This window comes from Streptomyces sp. NPDC127038, from assembly GCF_042725875.1.
Lineage (GTDB): Bacteria > Actinomycetota > Actinomycetes > Streptomycetales > Streptomycetaceae > Streptomyces.
The window spans coordinates 1-17,777 of the sequence record NZ_JBHXDQ010000031.1; the positions used below are offsets into that span (position 1 = coordinate 1).

16 protein-coding genes and 1 pseudogene are annotated in these 17,777 nt (G+C 72.5%); 7 read left to right on the top strand and 10 right to left on the bottom strand.

Going from position 1 to position 17,777, the window contains the following annotated elements:
- Nucleotides 1–443: MazG-like family protein (locus tag ACFWI4_RS21670; RefSeq protein WP_387198586.1), on the bottom strand; the 443-nt coding region annotated here is incomplete at its 3' end.
- A 35-nt stretch (nt 444–478) separates the two neighbouring features.
- Nucleotides 479–1,024 (bottom strand): DoxX family protein, encoded by a 546-nt coding sequence (locus ACFWI4_RS21675; protein WP_387198589.1) that lies wholly within the window; start codon nt 1,022–1,024, stop codon nt 479–481.
- Between the two features lie 132 nt (nt 1,025–1,156).
- On the opposite strand from ACFWI4_RS21675, the gene ACFWI4_RS21680 reads away from it, so the two are divergent.
- Nucleotides 1,157–1,483, top strand: coding sequence for a nuclear transport factor 2 family protein (locus tag ACFWI4_RS21680; RefSeq protein ID WP_385400417.1), 327 nt, complete (start codon nt 1,157–1,159; stop codon nt 1,481–1,483).
- 279 nt (nt 1,484–1,762) lie between these two features.
- On the opposite strand, the pseudogene ACFWI4_RS21685 reads toward ACFWI4_RS21680, so the two are convergent.
- Both ACFWI4_RS21685 and ACFWI4_RS21690 read right to left on the bottom strand, forming a co-directional pair.
- Nucleotides 1,763–2,434, bottom strand: a pseudogene (locus ACFWI4_RS21685) (ABC transporter ATP-binding protein); the annotation flags it as partial.
- Nucleotides 2,435–2,524: 90 nt separating this feature from the next.
- Nucleotides 2,525–3,982: an ABC transporter permease gene (locus ACFWI4_RS21690; RefSeq protein WP_387198592.1), complete on the bottom strand. Its 1,458-nt coding sequence runs from the start codon at nt 3,980–3,982 to the stop codon at nt 2,525–2,527.
- Between the two features lie 373 nt (nt 3,983–4,355).
- Here ACFWI4_RS21690 and ACFWI4_RS21695 point away from each other — a divergent pair, with 373 nt between their 5' ends.
- Nucleotides 4,356–5,561, top strand: coding sequence for a D-alanyl-D-alanine carboxypeptidase family protein (locus tag ACFWI4_RS21695; RefSeq protein ID WP_387198595.1), 1,206 nt, complete (start codon nt 4,356–4,358; stop codon nt 5,559–5,561).
- Between the two features lie 368 nt (nt 5,562–5,929).
- On the opposite strand, the gene ACFWI4_RS21700 is transcribed toward ACFWI4_RS21695, so the two are convergent.
- Nucleotides 5,930–6,940 carry a Gfo/Idh/MocA family protein gene (locus tag ACFWI4_RS21700; RefSeq protein ID WP_387198598.1) on the bottom strand — a complete coding sequence of 337 codons (1,011 nt, stop codon included), beginning with the start codon at nt 6,938–6,940 and terminating at the stop codon, nt 5,930–5,932.
- An 81-nt stretch (nt 6,941–7,021) separates the two neighbouring features.
- Between ACFWI4_RS21700 and ACFWI4_RS21705 the strand changes: the two genes are divergently transcribed.
- The 3 genes from ACFWI4_RS21705 (at nt 7,022) to ACFWI4_RS21715 (ending at nt 10,659) form a co-directional block, all read left to right on the top strand.
- Nucleotides 7,022–8,407: a multidrug effflux MFS transporter gene (locus ACFWI4_RS21705; protein ID WP_387198601.1), complete on the top strand. Its 1,386-nt coding sequence runs from the start codon at nt 7,022–7,024 to the stop codon at nt 8,405–8,407.
- Entirely contained in the window at nt 8,353–9,534 is a 1,182-nt protein-coding gene (locus tag ACFWI4_RS21710) for a serine hydrolase domain-containing protein (RefSeq protein WP_387198604.1), read from the top strand. Before ACFWI4_RS21705 ends, ACFWI4_RS21710 begins: the two co-directional genes overlap by 55 nt.
- Before the next feature lie 129 nt (nt 9,535–9,663).
- The gene (locus ACFWI4_RS21715) at nt 9,664–10,659 is read left to right on the top strand and encodes a small ribosomal subunit Rsm22 family protein (RefSeq protein WP_387198606.1); all 996 of its coding nucleotides are present in this window, start codon (nt 9,664–9,666) and stop codon (nt 10,657–10,659) included.
- 1 nt (nt 10,660) lies between these two features.
- Here the strand turns inward: ACFWI4_RS21715 and ddaH are convergent, their stop codons facing one another.
- Nucleotides 10,661–11,482, bottom strand: coding sequence for a dimethylargininase (ddaH, locus tag ACFWI4_RS21720; RefSeq protein WP_387198609.1), 822 nt, complete (start codon nt 11,480–11,482; stop codon nt 10,661–10,663).
- A 278-nt stretch (nt 11,483–11,760) separates the two neighbouring features.
- Between ddaH and ACFWI4_RS21725 the strand changes: the two genes are divergently transcribed.
- Complete coding sequence (locus tag ACFWI4_RS21725) at nt 11,761–12,495, top strand: bifunctional DNA primase/polymerase (protein ID WP_387198611.1); 735 nt, start codon at nt 11,761–11,763, stop codon at nt 12,493–12,495.
- 7 nt (nt 12,496–12,502) lie between these two features.
- On the opposite strand, the gene ACFWI4_RS21730 is transcribed toward ACFWI4_RS21725, so the two are convergent.
- Genes ACFWI4_RS21730 through efeO form a run of 4 tightly spaced genes read right to left on the bottom strand, consistent with a single transcriptional unit; the run spans nt 12,503 to nt 16,814 of the window.
- Nucleotides 12,503–13,522, bottom strand: a complete 1,020-nt coding sequence (locus ACFWI4_RS21730; RefSeq protein WP_385400438.1) for a hypothetical protein — start codon at nt 13,520–13,522, stop codon at nt 12,503–12,505.
- On the bottom strand, nt 13,470–14,354 hold the full coding sequence (efeU, locus tag ACFWI4_RS21735; RefSeq protein WP_387198614.1) for an iron uptake transporter permease EfeU: 885 nt from the start codon (nt 14,352–14,354) through the stop codon (nt 13,470–13,472). Before efeU ends, ACFWI4_RS21730 begins: the two co-directional genes overlap by 53 nt.
- Nucleotides 14,355–14,356: 2 nt before the next feature.
- Nucleotides 14,357–15,667, bottom strand: coding sequence for an iron uptake transporter deferrochelatase/peroxidase subunit (efeB, locus tag ACFWI4_RS21740; protein WP_387198617.1), 1,311 nt, complete (start codon nt 15,665–15,667; stop codon nt 14,357–14,359).
- Nucleotides 15,668–15,677: 10 nt separating this feature from the next.
- Nucleotides 15,678–16,814, bottom strand: a complete 1,137-nt coding sequence (efeO, locus tag ACFWI4_RS21745) for an iron uptake system protein EfeO (RefSeq protein WP_387198620.1) — start codon at nt 16,812–16,814, stop codon at nt 15,678–15,680.
- Between the two features lie 307 nt (nt 16,815–17,121).
- Here efeO and ACFWI4_RS21750 point away from each other — a divergent pair, with 307 nt between their 5' ends.
- Complete coding sequence (locus tag ACFWI4_RS21750) at nt 17,122–17,766, top strand: PhzF family phenazine biosynthesis protein (protein WP_387198623.1); 645 nt, start codon at nt 17,122–17,124, stop codon at nt 17,764–17,766.
- Nucleotides 17,767–17,777 lie beyond the last annotated feature (11 nt).

A 17,777-nucleotide genomic window follows, 5' to 3' on the forward strand; every position in this document is an offset into this window, starting at 1 on the left:
GTCCACGGACCGGGGCCGGGCCCTGAGGCTTTGCCGGGCTCTGTTCCCCCGGCTCGCTCCCCGGCGCCGGCCGGCGGCCCGTCGAGCGAACGGCCCGCCACGGACGCCAGATGCGCGGCGAAGACCTCGCGCGCGTCCGGCGCGAGCGTGCGCAGCGCCACCATCGCCGTGATCACCACGTCGCACAGCTCCGAACGGACGTCGTCCCAGGTGTGGCTCACGCCCTTGCGCGGGTTCTGGCCCGTCGCGCCGATCACCGCCTGGGCGACCTCGCCGACCTCCTCCGACAGCTTCAGGACCCGCAGCAGCAACCCCTCCCGGCCCCCGTGCGCCCGTTCGGCCTCCAGCCAGGCGTACAGCAGGTCGATCGTGGGCCAGGGATCCGCGCCGAAATCCGTGCCGCCCTGTCCTGCCGTGTCGTCGTGCTCGGGGTGATCAGCCATGGGGCCAGCCTCCCCCGGGAGCGCGGGGCCGACTCCTACTCCTCGAACAGGGCCTCCTGCTTGCCCTCCCGCGCCTCGCGCAGCCGGTTGTTGCGGGCGCACACGACGACCGTGGTGACCACCGCCGTCGCCCCCAGCGTGACCGGCACCATCCAGCCCCGGTTGAGCACGTTGCAGGTCAGATGGTCCAGGGACAGCCGCCCCGGGCCCGACACGGCGAGGCCCGCCGCCGTCAGACCGAGCAGGGCCGTGTACTCGAAGCCGCCGCCCTGCGCGAAGAACCCGTTCGGGGCGTGCACCGCCGTCGCGCCCGCCATGGCGCCGGCCGCCGCGGCACCGGCTGCGGGGGTGGCCAGGCCCAGTGCCAGCAGGGTGCCGCCGCCGGCCTCCGCGAGGCCCGCCGCCCTGGCGCTCACGAGGCCGGGCTCGTACCCCATGGCCTCCATCGCCTGCGCCGTGCCCTCGACGCCGCCGCCCCCGAACCAGCCGAGCAGCTTCTGCGCTCCGTGCGCCGCCAGCACACCGCCCGCGCTCAGACGGAGCAGCAGCAGTCCCAGGTCACGCCGGTCGATACAGGTCACGGTCACTCCCAGTCCAGACAGCGGCAACGGTTTCCTCCCCGGTCCCCACCGTCGCACCGATCGCCCCTGACCGGCGGGACCGCGCCGCCGTTCGGGTGGCGGGTGCGCGGGGCCGGTGTGAGGGTGGCTCCCATGACGATTCAGGTGACGCGACTCAGCGACCCGGCCGTCCGGGCGTTCGTGGCCGCGGTGAACGCCCATGACCAGGCCGCCTTCGAGGCGCTGCTCGCGCCCGGCGCCACGATGGCGGACGACGGCTCGGACCGTGACCTCCGCGACTGGACCGACCGGGAGATCTTCTCCTCGCGCGGCCACATGGACATCGACAGCGAGTCCTCCGGCGGGCGTTCCCTCCTCGTGCGGTACCGCAACGACACCTGGGGCGAGATGAAGACCAGGTGGACCTTCACCGTCGACGACGGCGGCCGGATCAGCCGCTTCGAGACCGGCCAGGCGTAGGCCGGACACGACCCGACGTCGAACGGCCGCCCACCGGAGTCCGGTGGGCGGCCGTTCGGGGCACGCGGGGAGGGGCGTGGGCAGGGGGCGGTGGCCGCCGGGCGCTCAGTGGCCCTGGGCGGCGCCGAACTGCTCCTGCCCGAGCTGCTCCTGGCCGTACTGGTCCAGCGCGTACTGGTCCTGCCCGTACTGGTCCTGCGTCTGCGCGTACTCGTGCGGGGTGAACTGCCGCTGCGGGGCCAGGTGTCCGGCCCGCTCGGACACGGCCCGGCGGCCGCCCTGCTCGGTCAGGCTGATCTGCCCGGCCTTGATGGTCGCGAGGCGCGGCGCGCGGCGGGCGATGGACGAGTCGTGGGTGACCATGACGAAGGTCAGCCCGTACTCGTGCCACAGCCCTTCCAGCAGGCCCATGATGTCGTCGCGGGTGCCCTCGTCGAGGTTGCCGGTCGGCTCGTCGGCGAGCAGCACCTTCGGCTTCTTGACCAGGGCCCGGGCGATGGCGACGCGCTGCTGCTGACCGCCCGACAGCTCGGTCGGGACGTGCGTGAGCCGTTCGCCGAGACCGACCGAGCGCAGCGCCTCGGCGGCCCGCTCGCGCCGCTCGGCGGGCTTCACCCCGAGCGGTACGAGCGCGGTCTCGACGTTCTCCTGCGCGGTCAGCGTCGGGATGAGGTTGAACGACTGGAAGATGATGCCGATCTTCTCGGCCCGCAGCCGGGTCAGCTTGGCCTCGCTGATGCCGCCGAGGTCCACGCCGTCCAGCTCGACCGAACCGGAGGTCGGCCGGTCGAGCCCGCCGATCATCTGGAGCAGCGTCGACTTGCCGCCGCCCGTGGGGCCCTTGATGACGAGCTGGTCGCCGTCCTCGATGGTCAGGTCGACGCCGCGCAGCGCCTCGACCGTCTCCTTGCCCCGCGTGTAGCGCTTGGTGACGCCGGTGAGCTTGTACATGAGGTTCTCCGAGGATGAAGGGGGTGGGGGCGCCGCGGCCCGGGGGAGTGGACGCGGCGCCCCGGCTCGATGGGTGTGCCCGGGGGCGGGTTACGAGACGCTGCGGAGCGCGTCCGCCGGGCGCATCCGGGAGGCCCGCCAGCCGCCCATCGCGCCGGCGATCAGACCGCCGGTGACGGCCAGGCCCACCGCGAGCGCGATGGTGGTCACCGAGACCGGCGCGGACAGCGCGATGTCGATGGTGTTCTTCGCCGCGGAGGCCGCTCCGCCGGGGCCACCGGGGCCGCCCATGCCGCCGGGGCCTCCGCTGCCGCCGGTCGAGCCGAGCTCGGCCGTCAGCTTCGGGCTGATCGCGGTGACGGTGTAGGCCGCGCCGAGTCCGAGGGCGATACCGAGCGCGCCGCCGAGCAGACCGTTCACGACGGACTCGCCGACGACCTGGCGGGTGACCTTGCGGGACGGCCAGCCGAGCGCCTTCAGGGTGCCGAACTCGCGCACCCGGCGGGAGACGGCGGAGGAGGTGAGCAGCGCCGCGACCAGGAACGCGGCGACCAGGACGGCGATGGACAGCCACTTGCCGACGTTGGTGGCGAGGTTCGAGGCGGTGGACAGCGAGCCGGAGACGGTGCTCGCGAGGTCGGCGGAGGTGGTGACGGTCGTCCCGGAGATGTTCTTCTGGATGGTCGTCTTGACCGCGGAGATCTGCTTCGAGTCGCTGGCCTTGACGTAGATCGTGGTGACCTTGTTCTTGGCGTCACCGAGGGTCTGGGCCTGCTTCAGCGGCAGATAGACGTCGGTGGTCGACTCGCTGCTGTCGGGCGTCGCGATGCCGATGACCTTGTACGTCGTACCGGAGATCTTGAAGGTCGAGCCGACCTTGTACTTGTTCTCCTTGGCGTACGACTTGCTGAGCACGGCGACCTTCGCGGAGGTCTGCGCCGAGGTGAAGGTCGTCCCCGTGGTGATCTTCGAGGTGGCCAGCGGGCCGAGCGCCTGGTGGCTCACGTCGACACCCGCGACGGAGTAGGAGTTCACGTCGAAGGAGGCGCCGCCGCCCTGCACCTGGGGCATCCCGGTGCTGCCGCCGCCGCCCGGTCCGCCCTGCTGGCCCGAGCTCGTGGACGACTTCGCCTTGCCCTGGGTGAAGGAGCCGTTGACCTTGACGACGTTCAGGCTGAGCGAGCCCACCGCGCTCGACACGCCCTTCTGCGCGGCGACCTCGGTGACCAGCGAGGACTTCAGGGTCTGTCCGCCCTGGGTCATCACCCGGTCCGAGCTCTGCTTCTTGCTGCCGCTCGACTTGGCGTCGAAGTTGAACTTGGGGCGGCCCGAGGAGCTGCCGGACGGTGCCGCCTGGGCCTTGGTGACGGTCATGTCCGTACCGAGCCCGTACAGCGACTTCAGGACCTTGTCCTGCGCCTGCTGCATGCCGGCCGACACCGAGTTGACGGTGATGACCAGCGCGATACCGAGCGCCAGACCCATGGCGATCACCAGCGCCGCTTTCTTGCGCCGGCTCAGCTCACGCTTGAGATAGATGCCAAACATCCCGTTCCTCAAAGGTTCTTGGCGCCCCCCTGTGGGCGCAGACACAAGCTAGGGAGGAACCTTTGCGCCGGGCTGAGCACGGGATGTGCGCGGGCTGAGAATCCGGACCCGGGATTCAATATTGGGTCAGACAGTCCATTCCCAGGCTTTCGAGGGCTCTTTGCCAGGAAACGCCTGTTGACTGGCACGGCGACGCGGATCCACGCGCCCGCCCGCGTGCGCGCCCGTTCGCCCGGGGCGGGGGGAGAGCGGCGGCGTCCGAGGGGCGGCCGTGTTCCCTTACGGCTTGTTTTGCCGCCGCTTTGGAATCGTTGTCCCTTCTCTTTGTGACCCCGCTGTCAGGCTTACCGGACGGACTTTGTACGGTCCCGGGATGCGTGATTCTTCCGGGCTTTCCCGCCGTGCCGCTCTGGGCCTCGCCGCCGCCGTCCCCCTCGCCGCCGCGACGGCCACCACCGCGTCCGCCGCGACGGCGGTCGGCGGCGCGAGACTGGCCCGCCCCGGGATCCAGGCCGGCGGCGCGTCCGGACTGCCCAAGCGGCTCACCGCCCGTTCCTGGCTGGTCGCGGACCACACCACCGGTGAGGTGCTCGCCTCGTACAACGCGCATCTGCGGCTGCCGCCCGCCTCCACGCTGAAGATGCTGTTCGCGGACGCGGTGCTGAAGAAGTTCGAGCGCGCCCGGACGTACAAGGTCGTCGACGCCGACCTCGCCGACGTTCCCGCGGGCTCCAGCCTCGTCGGGGTGAAGCCCGGCATCACCTACACCGTCGAGCAGCTGTGGCAGGGCGTCTTCCTGCGCTCCGGCAACGACGCGGTGCACGTGCTCAGCCACATGAACGGGGGCATCGCGGCCACCGTCGCCGAGATGCAGGCGCTCGCCCAGGACCTCCAGGCCCTGGACACCCATGTGGTCAGCCCCGACGGCTTCGACCACAAGGGCCAGCTGTCGTCCGCGTACGACCTGACGCTCTTCGCCCGGCGCGGTCTCGCGGACGCCGACTTCCGCGGCTACTGCTCGACGAAGACCGCGGACTTCCCGGCCGGCGGCAAGAAGACCTTCCAGATCCAGAACACCGACCGTCTGCTGACGGGCGCGTGGGGCGTACGGCCCTACGACGGGCTGATCGGGGTGAAGAACGGCTACACGAGCAACGCGGGCAACACCTTCACCGGCGCGGCGACCCGCGGCGGACGGACGCTGCTCGTCACGGTGATGCACCCCAAGAGCGGCGGCAGCGGCGTCTACGAGGAGACGGCCCAGCTGCTCGACTGGGGATTCGGCAAGGGCGCGCAGGCCGCACCGGTCGGCACGCTGGTCGAGCCGCTCAGCGCGGGCGGCGCGAGCGCGGCGCCCTCCCACAAGGTGGCGAAGCCCGCGGCGGGCGCGCCGGCACGGGCCGCCGGGCACACGGACGGCACGCCGTGGGGACTGGTCGGCGGGGCCGGGGCGGCGGTGGCGCTCCTCGCGGGCGGCGCGTTCGCGCTGCGCAACCGCGGGCGCCGGTCCGCCGCGGAGGAGACCGGGACGGAGACCGCGGAGGAGACCGGGACGCGGGGTCGGCGCAGGCGCCGATGACGGGACAGCCGCGCCGCGGTCCGGTGCACACCTCGCGTCCCGCGCGAGCTGCGCCCCCACCCGGACCGCGGAGCGGCTGCCACCTCCCCCATCGGTGTGGACTGTGGTCGTACCGAAGTCGAACGCTCCATCTGTGAAGCTCTGTTGGGGGGAGATGATGAGCATAAGCGCACCAACGGCTTATATGGTCCGGAGATTCGCCTTCCGTATGTGAGGGTTGAGGCGTTGACCGTTCCTTGGTGAACCGCCGGTCCGCGCCCTACGTGAGAGACCGCCCCGCACACGTGGGAGGCGGTCGTGCCGGACCCGGGCCGGAGTCACGTCCGGCCGGCGCTCCGTCAAATGCCGTAGCGGGCGCGGTACTTGGGCTAGACCGACGCTTCGCCCGGGTAGCGCACGCCGATGCGCTCCCGGATCGTGTCGAGCGTCCGCATCACGGCGAGGGTGCCGTCGAGCGGGACGAGCGGGGACTCGGTCTCGCCGGCGCGCAGGGCGCGCATCACCTCGGCGGCCTCGTGCTTGAGGCTGTTGCGGGGACCGGCGGCGGGGTCGGCGCGGAAGGTCTCCGGCTCGCGGCCGTCGCGGTGCAGGACGAAGTGGTCCGGGAAGAAGAAGCCGCCCGGGACGTCGATGCGGCCCGCGGAGCCGGTGACCGAGGCGGCCACGGGGGTGCCACCGTTGATGGAGCAGTGCACCGAAGCCAGAGCGCCGCTCTCGAACGAGAGCACCGCACCCGTCTGGAGATCGACGCCCTCGTCGGAGAGCACCGCTCTCGCGACGATGTCCGACGGCTCCCCGAGCAGCAGCTGCGCGAACGACACCGGATAGACGCCGAGGTCGAGCAGCGCACCCCCGCCCTGCGCGGGGTCCCGCAGCCGGTGCGAGGGCGGGAACGGCCCGGCCAGCCCGAAGTCGGCCTGCACCGTGCGCACTTCACCGATCACCCCGTCGTCGACCAGTTCCTTCAGCCGTACGACCAGCGGATTGCAGTACATCCACATGGCCTCCATCAGGAAGCGGTCGTGCTCACGGGCCAGCGCGACCAGCTCGCCGGCCTCCCGCGCGTTCAGCGTGAACGCCTTCTCGCACAGCACATGGCGCCCCGCCTCCAGACACATCCCGGCCGCCACCCGGTGCGCCGAGTGCGGAGTGGCGACGTACACGACGTCGACGTCCCCGTCCGCGGCGAGCGAGGCCCAGTCCCCGTAGGCCCGCGGGATCCCGAACCGCTCCGCGAACGCCTTGGCCGAGGAGTCCGAGCGCGAGGCGACCGCCACCACCTCGGCGTCCGGCATGTCCACCAGGTCCGCCGTGAAGGCCGCGGCGATCCCGCCGGTCGCCAGAATCCCCCACCGCACGCGCTCACGCTCGCCCGTCATGCCCGCCCCTTGATCCGTGACTCCGAACCCGCCGTCCGAACTGAGAGCATAGGGGGCCGCAGCATCCGGAGAGGGGGGCACATGCCCGAGCGTGGCCGCACCGCGCGGGACCAGGAAGACCCGCGAGGGCACATACCGCAGGCACCCGCCACGGGCACCGCACCCGCGGTCGCCGGGGCGACCCGGCCTGCCGCCGGCACCGGGGCCGCCGCACCGCGACCGCCCGCCGGACCCGGCGCACCGGGCCGCACCGGACTCCTCGTCACCCTCGTCCTCGGCGGGCTCACCGCCACACCCCCGCTCGCGATGGACATGTACCTCCCCTCGCTCCCGGAGGTCACCCGCTCCCTGCACGCCCCCGCCTCCACCGTCCAGCTCACGCTCACCGCGTGCCTGGCCGGCATGGCGCTCGGGCAGCTCGTCGTCGGGCCCATGAGCGACCGGTTCGGCCGCCGCAGGCCGCTGCTCGCCGGCCTCGTCCTCTACGTCCTCGCCACCGCCCTGTGCGCCCTCGCGCCCGGCGTCGGGATCCTGGTCGCCCTGCGCCTCCTCCAGGGGCTCGCGGGCGCGGCCGGGATAGTGATCGCCCGCGCCGTCGTCCGCGACCTGTACGACGGCGTGGCGATGGCCCGCTTCTTCTCCACCCTCATGCTGATCTCCGGCGTCGCCCCGGTCGTCGCGCCCCTCATCGGCGGACAGATCCTGCGCTTCACCGACTGGCGGGGCGTGTTCGTGGTCCTCACCGTGGTCGGTGTCGCGCTGACGGCCCTCGTCTGGACGAAGCTGCCCGAGACCCTCGCGCCCGCGGACCGGCACGCCGGCGGTGCCGGCGAGGCCCTTGGCGCGATGCGACGGCTGCTGGCCGACCGCGTCTTCGCCGGGTACACGCTCGCCGGCGGCTTCACCTTCGCCGCCCTCTTCGCCTACATCTCGGCGTCCCCGTTCGTCGTCCAGGACCTCTACGGGGCCTCGCCGCAGACCTTCAGCCTGCTCTTCGGCGCCAACTCCGTCGGCCTCGTGGTCGCCGGGCAGGTCAACGGCAAGCTGCTCGTCGGCCGGGTCGCCCTGGAGAAGGTCCTCGCCACCGGCCTCGCCCTGGTCGTCCTCGCCGCGACCGCGCTCCTCCTCATGGCCACCGGCGCCCTAGGCCCGGTCGGGCTCGCCCCCGTCGCCGCCGCGCTGTTCGTGCTGATGTCCGCCATGGGCCTGACCCTGCCCAACACCCAGGCCCTCGCCCTCATGCGGGTGCGGAACACGGCCGGTTCCGCCTCCGCGCTGCTCGGCACCTCCTCCTTCCTCATCGGCGCTGTGGCCTCACCGCTCGTCGGCGTCGCCGGGGAGCACACCGCCGTCCCGATGGCCGTTGTCCAGCTGGTGGCCGCGCTGGTCGCCGTCGCCTGCTTCGTGGGACTGTGCCGTCCCCGGCGGACGGGACGCACTGCGAACGGAATAGGGGCGGAGCACTGAGCGCACCACGACTGCGGACCGGCTCGCCGGAACGGGCCGGACTCGACTCCGGTGAACTGAGGCGGCTGGTCCACGAGGTCCGCGCCCTCACCCGCGGGGACGACCCGTGGGCGGCTGGCGTCGTGGTGGTCGCGGGGCGCGGCCCGGTCATCGCCGTGGAGGAGGCGGCGGGATGGGCCGTGCGCTACTCCGCCCACGACGCCGAGAAGGACACCGGGATCGAGCTGCCGCCGGCGGCGCGGGTGCCGATGACCGTGCACACGCCCTTCGACCTCGCCTCCCTCACCAAGTTGTTCACGGCGGTCGCCGCGGTGCAGCAGCTGGAGCGCGGCACGCTGGGCATCGAGGCGCGCGTCGGCGCGTACCTGCCGGAGTTCCGCGCGGCCCGCGAGCACGGCGTCACCGTACGGCAGCTGCTCACCCACACCTCCGGGCTGCGCCCCGAACTCCCGCTGTACGACTGCCCGGACGACCGGGCCCGGTTCGCCATGCTGCGGGCGGAGGCCCCCTCGTCGCCGCCGGGCGAGTACCGCTACTCGGACGTCAACCTGCTCCTCCTGCAGTACGTGCTGGAACGCGTCACCGGCAGGGGGCTCGACGTCCTCGTCCGCGAGGGCATCACCCGACCCCTCGGGATGCACGCCACCGGTTTCGGGCCCTGCCCCGGTGCGGCGGCCACCGAGGACCAGCGGCGGCCGTGGGCCAAGGCGGACCGGGGCATGCTGCGGGGCGTCGTGCACGACGAGAACGCCTGGGCGCTCGGCGGGGTGGCCGGTCACGCCGGGCTGTTCTCCACCGCACGCGACCTGGCCGTCTTCTGCCGGACCCTGCTCGCGGGCGGCTCGTACGGGCCCGCCCGCATCCTCGGGCCCGACTTCGTCGAACTCCTCCTCACCCCGCCCGGCCTCGGGTTCGCCCTCGACCAGCCGTGGTTCATGGGCACCCTCGCGGGCCACGGCGCGGCCGGGCACACCGGGTTCACCGGCACCTCCCTGGTCCTCGACCCGGCGACGGACACGTTCCTGGTCCTGCTCGCCAACACGGTCCACCCCCGGCGCCGCCCGGCAGACAACGCGCCCCGGGCCGCGGCGGCCACACGGCTGCGGCGTGCGGTGCGCGGCACCTGAGGCGGGCGCCCGGCAGGTGCGGGGCCCGCGTGCCCGCCGAGCGGTCGTCCGGCCGGTACGGGGCTCGCGTGTCGCCGGGCGGTCGTCCGGCCGGTACGGGGGCGGTGCGGCACCTGAGAGAATCGGGCCGTGAACGCCCCCGTATCCCCCGCCGACACCCTGCGCGGAGCCCTCGCCGGACTGCTCGACGGCCTGCCGCCCAAGGCCGCCGCGCAGGCGGTCGAGCGGCTGATCGTGAACTACCGGGGGACCACCCCGACCCACACCCCGGTCCTGCGGGACCGCTCCGACGTGGCCGCCTACGCCGCGTACCGGATGCCCGCGACCTTCGAGGCGGTGTGCGCGGCGCTGGAGGCGTTCGCGGACGCGGTGCCCGGCTGGGTGCCGGGGAGCCACGTGGACGTCGGCGGCGGCACCGGCGCGGCCACCTGGGCGGTCAACGCGACCTGGGAGGGTGCCCGCCCGGTGACCGTGCTCGACTGGGCCGAGCCGGCCCTCGCGCTCGGCCGGGAGATCGCCGCCGCCAACCCGGACCTGCGCGACGCCACGTGGCAGCGCTCTCGTATCGGAGCGGCGCTCACCATCGAGAGCACTGATCTCGTCACGGTCTCCTACGTCCTCGGCGAGCTCACCGAGGAGGACCGCGGCTCGGTCGTGGACGCCGCCGCGAGCGCCGCCCCCGCCGTCGTGATCATCGAGCCCGGCACCCCCGACGGCTACGCCCGGGTGCTGGCCGCGCGCGAGCGTCTGATCGGCGCCGGCTTCCACGTCGCCGCGCCCTGCCCGCACAGCGCCGCCTGCCCGATCGTCCCCGGCCAGGACTGGTGCCACTTCTCGGCCCGGGTCGCCCGCTCCTCCCTGCACCGCCAGGTCAAGGGCGGCTCGCTGCCCTACGAGGACGAGAAGTTCAGCTATGTCGCCGCCACCCGCTTCCCGCCCGCACCGGCGTCCTCGCGGGTCGTGCGCAGGCCGCAGATCCGCAAGGGACAGGTGCTGCTCGACCTGTGCGGGGCGGACGAGGCGCTGCGCCGGGAGACGGTGACCAAGCGCCTCGGGCCGCTGTACAAGGCGGCCCGCGACGCGGAGTGGGGCGACGCCTGGCCGCCGCCCGGGGACGCCTCCTGAATCAGGGCCGCAGCTCCTGGGTGCAGCACTTCACGCTGCCGCCGCCCTTGAGGAGTTCGCCGAGGTCGACGCCGACGGGGACGAAGCCGCGTTCCCGCAGCGGTTCGAACAGGCCCGCCGCCTCCTGCGGCAGCAGCACGTGCAGACCGTCCGAGACGGCGTTGAGGCCGAGCGCGGCGGCGTCCTCCTCCGTGGCGGTCAGCGCGCCGGGGAACAGCCGGCGCAGGACCTCGCGGCTGCCGGGGGAGAACGCGGGCGGGTAGTACATGACGTCGTCCGTGCCGTCGTCGAGGACGGCGAGGGCGGTGTCCAGGTGGTAGTAGCGCGGGTCGACCAGGTCGAGGCCGATCACCGGGCGGCCGAAGAACTCCTGCGCCTCCCCGTGCGACAGCGGGCTCGCCCGGAAGCCCCGGCCCGCCAGCAGGTAGGACCCCGTGACGACGAAGTCGCCCTCTCCCTCGTTGACGTGCTCCGGCTCGCGGACGGCACCGAACCCGCGGGCGCGGAACCACTCCAGATGCGCCTCCGCCTCCGCCTCGCGCTGCGGGTACGCGAACCGGGCGCCCAGCACCCTGCCGTCCACGACCGTCGCGCCGTTCGCCGCGAACACCATGTCCGGCAGGCCCGGACGGGGAGCGAGCTCCTCGACCGTGTGCCCGAGGGAGCGGTAGCGGTCCCGCAGGTCCTCCCACTGGGCCAAGGCGAGCGGCACGTCCACCGGCTTGGCGGGGTTCATCCACGGATTGATCGCGTACGTGACGCCGAAGTGCACCGGGGGGCACATGAGGTAGCGCCGGGGCGTGGCGCGGCGGACAGGGTGCAAGGAAGGCTCCTTACGCGACCGCAGGGGCAGTTGTTGCTCATGGTGCGACGCGTCCGGCCTCCGTCCCGGCTGCGGCGCGCGGTCGTGTTCCCGTACGACGTGATCCCGCACTCCTCGGACACCCGTGAAATCGCCTCAAATCATGCAATAACACCTGATCGGGGCCTGGTGGGCGCATCGTCCCACCTACCCCGGTTCCCGGCTCCGGCCACCCGGAGCGCAGGATGGTGGGACGATGGGGCGAGGACGAATCGCACTACGGCGAGGCGAGGGGATAGATGAGCGCAGAGTTCGGTCGCCGCTCCGGCACGCGGGGCAGGATCTCGACGTGGCTGCGCGGACGCCGGCCCAAAGCCCCGGCGGAGACCTCCCCCGGCGGCCGTGAGGACCTGCTGCTCGCCGTCGCCGCCGCGGGGCTGCCGCTCGCGCAGGCCGCGTACCCCGTCGGCTACCGCTGTTCCTGCGACCGCGTCGGCTGTCCCACCCCCGCCCGCCACCCGGTCTCCTTCGCCTGGCAGACCCAGTCGACGACCGACCGCGCCCAGATCGAGCGCTGGGCCCGGCACCAGCCGAAGGCGAACTTCATCACCGCGACCGGCATGGTGCACGACGTCCTGGACGTGCCGCTTGAGGCCGGACGCGAGGCGCTGGAGCGCCTGCTCGCCTCCGGTATCGAGGTCGGACCCGTCGCGGAGACCGGCGACGGACGCATGCTCTTCTTCACCCTCACCCGCGGCACGCCCGAGGACGAGGACGAGTGGTGGCCCTGCGAGCTGGACTGCCACCCCGAGACGATGGACGAACACCCGGGCTTCCGCTGGCACTGCCGCGGCTCGTACGTCCTGGTGCCGCCCGCCCAGCTGCCCGGCGGTCTGAGCGTCGACTGGGTGCGCGGCCCCGAGCACCCGCTGCCGGAACCGCTCACGCTCCTGGAGACCCTGACCGACGCGTGTGCCCGCTACGCCGGGGAGAACGGCGCGGACCAGCTCGCCGCCTGGCCCCACCGGGGCTGAGCCCGGGCTACCCGCCCTTGGCGCCGGTCAGCCCCTCGACCCGTCCGAGGACCGAGACCCGGCCCGCGCCCGAGCCCTTCGGCGGGTCCAGGGCGACCTGGTTGGAGACGAACTCCAGGGTCAGCGACTGGTTGATCTCGCCGGTCGTCAGCGCCTGCACGTCCGCGCCGGGGGAGGGGATCTCGGTGCCCGCGGCGGCGGTCTCCTTCTCGAAGCGGTGCGTGGCGAAGAACACCAGCGCCCCGCCGTCCGCGGTGCGCAGCCCCACCGGCGCGTAGCCGCCCGAGGTCAGCGGCTCGTCGATGTACTGCCGGGCGAGGCCGGGCCGGCTGGCGTACTTCTCGCGCTGGGCCCGCCACTGCGAGGTGTGGACACCCGCGGCGAAGGCGTCGCCGCCGGAGCGGAGATAGTCCGCGTACGACCGGCCGAGCCGGCGGGGTTCGATGGCGAGGGCCGGGTCGTCGGCCGCGACGGGCTGCGCCCAGCCGCCCGAGTCGGTCGCGAACTTCGGTACGTCACCGGCGCCGAGGACCGTCAGATACGACGCCTGCCACGGCTCACGGGCGTTGTCGCGGGTGAAGACGAGCAGCCAGCGGCTCCCCGGAACGCCCTTGTTGGCGGTCGCGTCCGCCACGAACCAGCGCGGCCAGCCCGCCTTCGCGGGGATCGAGAACCGGGCGTCGTCGAACGTCAGCGCCGAGTGCGCGGGATTGCCGCCCGGGCTGCCGAGGTGGCCGGCCTTCAGCCGGGCGCCGTCGATGGCGGCGAGCGGACCGCTGACCCGGTCCGCGTCCTTCGAACGGTCGTACGTCGCGTCCGCCTTGTTGTAGGCGGCGGAGAAGTCGGCCAGCGCGCGGGCGGCGTCGGCGCGGGTCGTGGTGGGGACGACCTCGCGCTCGCCGTGCACCACCACGCAGCCGCTCGCCGCCCACAGCGTGGTCACCGTCGTCGCCGCCAGGGCGAGACGGCCGAGACTACGAGGCCTTCGAGGGCTGCGATCCGTGTGATCCCTGCGGTCCCTGCGCATCAGGTGCCTTCACCTTCTTCTTCCCGGAGGCGAACCCTACCGGGGCGAGGAAGATCGTGAGCGTCGGGACCAAGTACAGGGCCCACACCGTGACCTGAAGGACGGTCGGGTCGGGCTGGAAGTTGAAGACGCCCTTCAGCAGGGTGCCGTACCAGCTCGTCGGGTCGATCGTGCTGCTGATGTCGAAGGCCAGGTGCGTCAGGCCCGGGATGAAGTCGGCCTCCTGGAGGTCGTGGACGCCGTACGCGAGCACGCCCGCGGCGACGACGACCAGCATGCCGCCGGTCCAGGTGAAGAACTTGGCGAGGTTGATCCTCAGTGCGCCCCGGTAGAACAGCCAGCCGAGCAGGACCGCGGTGGCCAGGCCCAGGGCCACGCCGATCAGCGGGCGGGGGGTGCCGTCGCTGGCCGCGTGCACCGAGGCCCACACGAACAGGGCCGTCTCCAGGCCCTCCCGGCCGACCGCCAGGAACGCGGTCGCGACCAGCGCGCCCGTGCCCATGGCGAGCGCCGCGTCCAGCTTGCCGTGCAGTTCGGACTTCAGGTGCCGGGCGGTGCGCCGCATCCAGAAGACCATCCACGTCACCAGGCCCACGGCGAGGATCGACAGCGAACCGCCGAGCGCCTCCTGGGCCTGGAACGTCATCTCCTGGGAGCCGAATTCGAGGGCGCAGCCGAAACCGAGCGCCACGGTGATCGCGACCGCGATGCCCGCCCAGATCGGCTTCAGGGCGTCCCTGCGCTCCGTCTTCACCAGGTAGGCGATGAGGATGCAGACGACGAGGCTGGCCTCCAGGCCCTCGCGGAGTCCGATCAGATAGTTGCTGAACACGGCTACGCCTCCTTGGAGAACAGCGTCCGGCCCCACCAGTCGTCCTTGTCCCGGACGCCGGGCGGGACGGCGAAGACAGCCGAACTCACGTGCTGGATGTACTCGTTGAGCGCGTCGGACGCCGACAGCTTGCGCTGGAGCGGGATGAACCCGTGGCGCACGTCACGCATGTAGGCCAGGAAGAACAGGCCGGCTTCGAGGCGGCCGAGACCGTCGGTGCCGTCGGTGAAGGAGTAGCCCCGGCGCAGGATCGTGATCCCGCCGTTGGAGTCGGGGTGCGCGAGCCGGACGTGCGCGTCGGGCTTCATCGCCTTCAGGAACGGCTTGTCGTGCTCCTTGGCCTTGCCCACGGGGGCGCCCTCGCCCTTGTCGCGGCCGAAGACGTCCTCCTGCTCCTGGAGCGAGGTGCGGTCCCAGGTCTCGATGTTCATCCGGATGCGCCGGGCGACGAGGTAGGAACCGCCGGTCATCCAGGCGGCGCCGGCGTCGTTGTCCTTCTTGTCGGCCCACACGAACTTGTCCAGGCGCGCGGTCTCGGTGCCCGCGATGTTGCGGGTGCCGTCCTTGAAGCCCATCAGATTGCGCGGGGTCTGCGCGTCGGGGGTCGTCGAGGACGTCTTGCCGAAGCCGAGCTGCGACCAGCGGATGGCGACCTTGCCGAAGCCGATGCGGGCCAGGTTGCGGATCGCGTGCACGGCCACCTGCGGGTCGTCCGCGCAGGCCTGGATGCACAGGTCGCCGTCGCTGCGGGCCTTGTCCAGGTTGTCGCCGGGGAACGGCGGGAGGTCGACCAGCGCCTCGGGGCGCCGGTCCGCCAGGCCGAACTTCGCGAACAGCGACGGACCGAAGCCGATCGTCAGCGTCAGCCGGGACGGCTTGAGGCCGAGCGCCTCGCCGGTGTCGTCCGGCGGCGCCTCGGCCAGACCGCCGTACGCGCCCTCGCCGACCGTGTGCCCGGCGGTCATCCGGGCGGCCGCCTGCGTCCAGTCCTTGAGGAGCTGGACGAACTCGGCGCGGTCGTCGGTCTTCACGTCGAACGCGGCGAAGTGCAGCCGGTCCTGCACGGCCGTGGCGATGCCGGCCTGGTGCGGTCCGTGGAAGGGCACGGCGGCACCGGTGTCGGCGCCGACCGGGTCGACGTCGTTGCCGGCGCGGGTCATCGCGACGGCACCGCCGGCCGCGGCGGCACCGAGCGCGAGCCCGGCACCGCCCCAGCCGATCAGGGAACGCCGGCTCGGCGCGGAGCCGGCCCGGGTGCCCCCGGCGGTGTCGGCGCCGTTCGCGCCCTGCGGGCTGTCCGGGGTGTCCGTCATGGCGTTGCTCCTACTTCACGACGGCGGCGGCGAGGTGGGACAGGGGCTCGGCGAGCGCGTTGACCGCGTCCGAGAGCTCCTTGCGGTCGGCCTTGCCGACGGTGTCGTACGAGACGAAGCCGTCCGAGGTCTTGTCCGTCCGGTACTTGTCGAGCAGCTTGTCGAGCGCGGCGAACTGCTTGTCGAGCTCGGTCGTCAGCGCCGCGTCGTTCTCCGAGGCGACCGGCTTGAGCAGCTCGTACGCCTTCTGCGCGCCGTCGACGTTGCCCTTGAAGTCGCTGAGGTCGGTGTGCGAGTAGCGGTCCTCCTCGCCGGTGACCTTGCCGGTGGCGACCTCGTCCAGCAGTTCCTTGGCGCCGTTGGCCATGGAGGTCGGGGTGATCTCGGCCTTGCCGACGCGCTTCTGCCAGTCGGTCAGGTCCGTGACGAGCTGGCCGGCGAGGGCCTTCTGCTCGTCACCGATCTTCTTGTCCTGCCAGAGGGCCTTCTCCAGCGCGTGCCAGCCGGTCCACTTCTGGCCCTTCTCCAGGTCGTTGACGCGCGTGTCCGTCTTGGGGTCGATGTCCCCGAACGACTCGGCGATCGGCTCGGTGCTCTCCCAGCCGACGCGGGAGGGGGCGTAGGCCTTCTTGGCGGCCTCCAGGTCACCGGCCTTGATGGCGTCGGCGAACGTCTTCACCCGCGGGATCGTGGCGTCGGCCTCCGACTGCGCCCAGGCGCGGTAGTCGGCGACGGCCTTGTCCAGCCGCGGGTCGCGCTTGGCCACCTTGCCGCCGGTCACGGTGAGCTTCTGGCGGACGCCGCGGCCCTTCATGCCCGGGCGGCAGGCGATCTCGTACGCACCGGCCTTCACCTCGGCGGTCAGCGTGTACTTGGTGCCGGGGCCGATGTTCTCCTTCTCGGAGACGATGCGGTCGTCGGGGAAGAGGATCTCGACCTCGGTGGCCTGGGACCCCTTGTTCTCGATCTTCAGGGTGACCTGGCCGGCCGGCACGGTCTTGGAGGACGTCTCGCACTTCGCGTCGGCGGCCGTCACCTGGATGGCGTCGCCGTTCTTCGCGTCGCTCTTCTGGGTGCAGCCCGTGACGGCGGCCAGAGCGGCCGCGGTGGCGGCAGCGGTGACTACGGACAGTCGGACGGCTCGCATGCAGGCTCCAAGAGAAGTCGGACTAGCCGCACGGCTGGGTCCGTTCGGCATGGTGAGGCTGGCCTAACTTATCTGAGGCTTGCCTCACTGATACCCACCCATGCGGTGATTCACCTCTCACAGATGCCGTACAGGAACGGCTTGATCACGATGACTCAAAACGGACCCCATGGGAAAGTAAAGGGAGGGTCAAGGAGTGAGGTCCCGGGCCGGGACGCGGCCGCCGGTCCTGACGTGTTCCGGACCGGACCGGGTCACTCCGGTCGTGCAGGTCACCGATCGGGCGGATGAATGTTTGAATGCCGGAGTGACTGACTACGACGTGCTGCGGGTCTTCTGCGGACCAGGCGGCGGGTACGGCAATGAACTCGGTGTCGTGCGCGAGGGTTCGGTGATGCCGGACCCCGCGGACCGCCAGGAGTTCGCCGCCAAACTCGGCTTCAGCGAGACCGTGTTCGTCGACGACCCCGAGCGCGGGGTCATCGACATCTACACCCCCTCGCTGCGGCTGCCGTTCGCGGGGCATCCGTGCGTCGGGGTCGGCTGGCTGCTCGACGTGCCCGAACTGGTCACGCCCGCCGGGGTGGTGGGGGTCCGGCTGGACGGCGAGTTCAGCTGGATCGAGGCGCGAGCCGAATGGGCACCGCCGAGGACGCTGCGGCGGCACGGCACCGCGGCCGAGGTCGACGCGCTGGCCGTGCCGCCGTCGGGGGAGTGGATCTACGCCTGGGCCTGGGAGGACGAGGCCGCCGGCCGGGTACGGGCCCGCGCCTTCCCCGGCCGCAACGACGGCATCGAGGAGGACGAGGCCACCGGGGCGGCGGCACTGCTGCTGACCCAGCAGCTCGGCCGCGCCCTCAACATCACCCAGGGCGTCGGTTCCCAGATCCTCACCGCACCCCAGCCCGGCGACTGGGTCGAAATGGGCGGCCGAGTCCGCCTGGAACGCTGAGGCACGGGCTC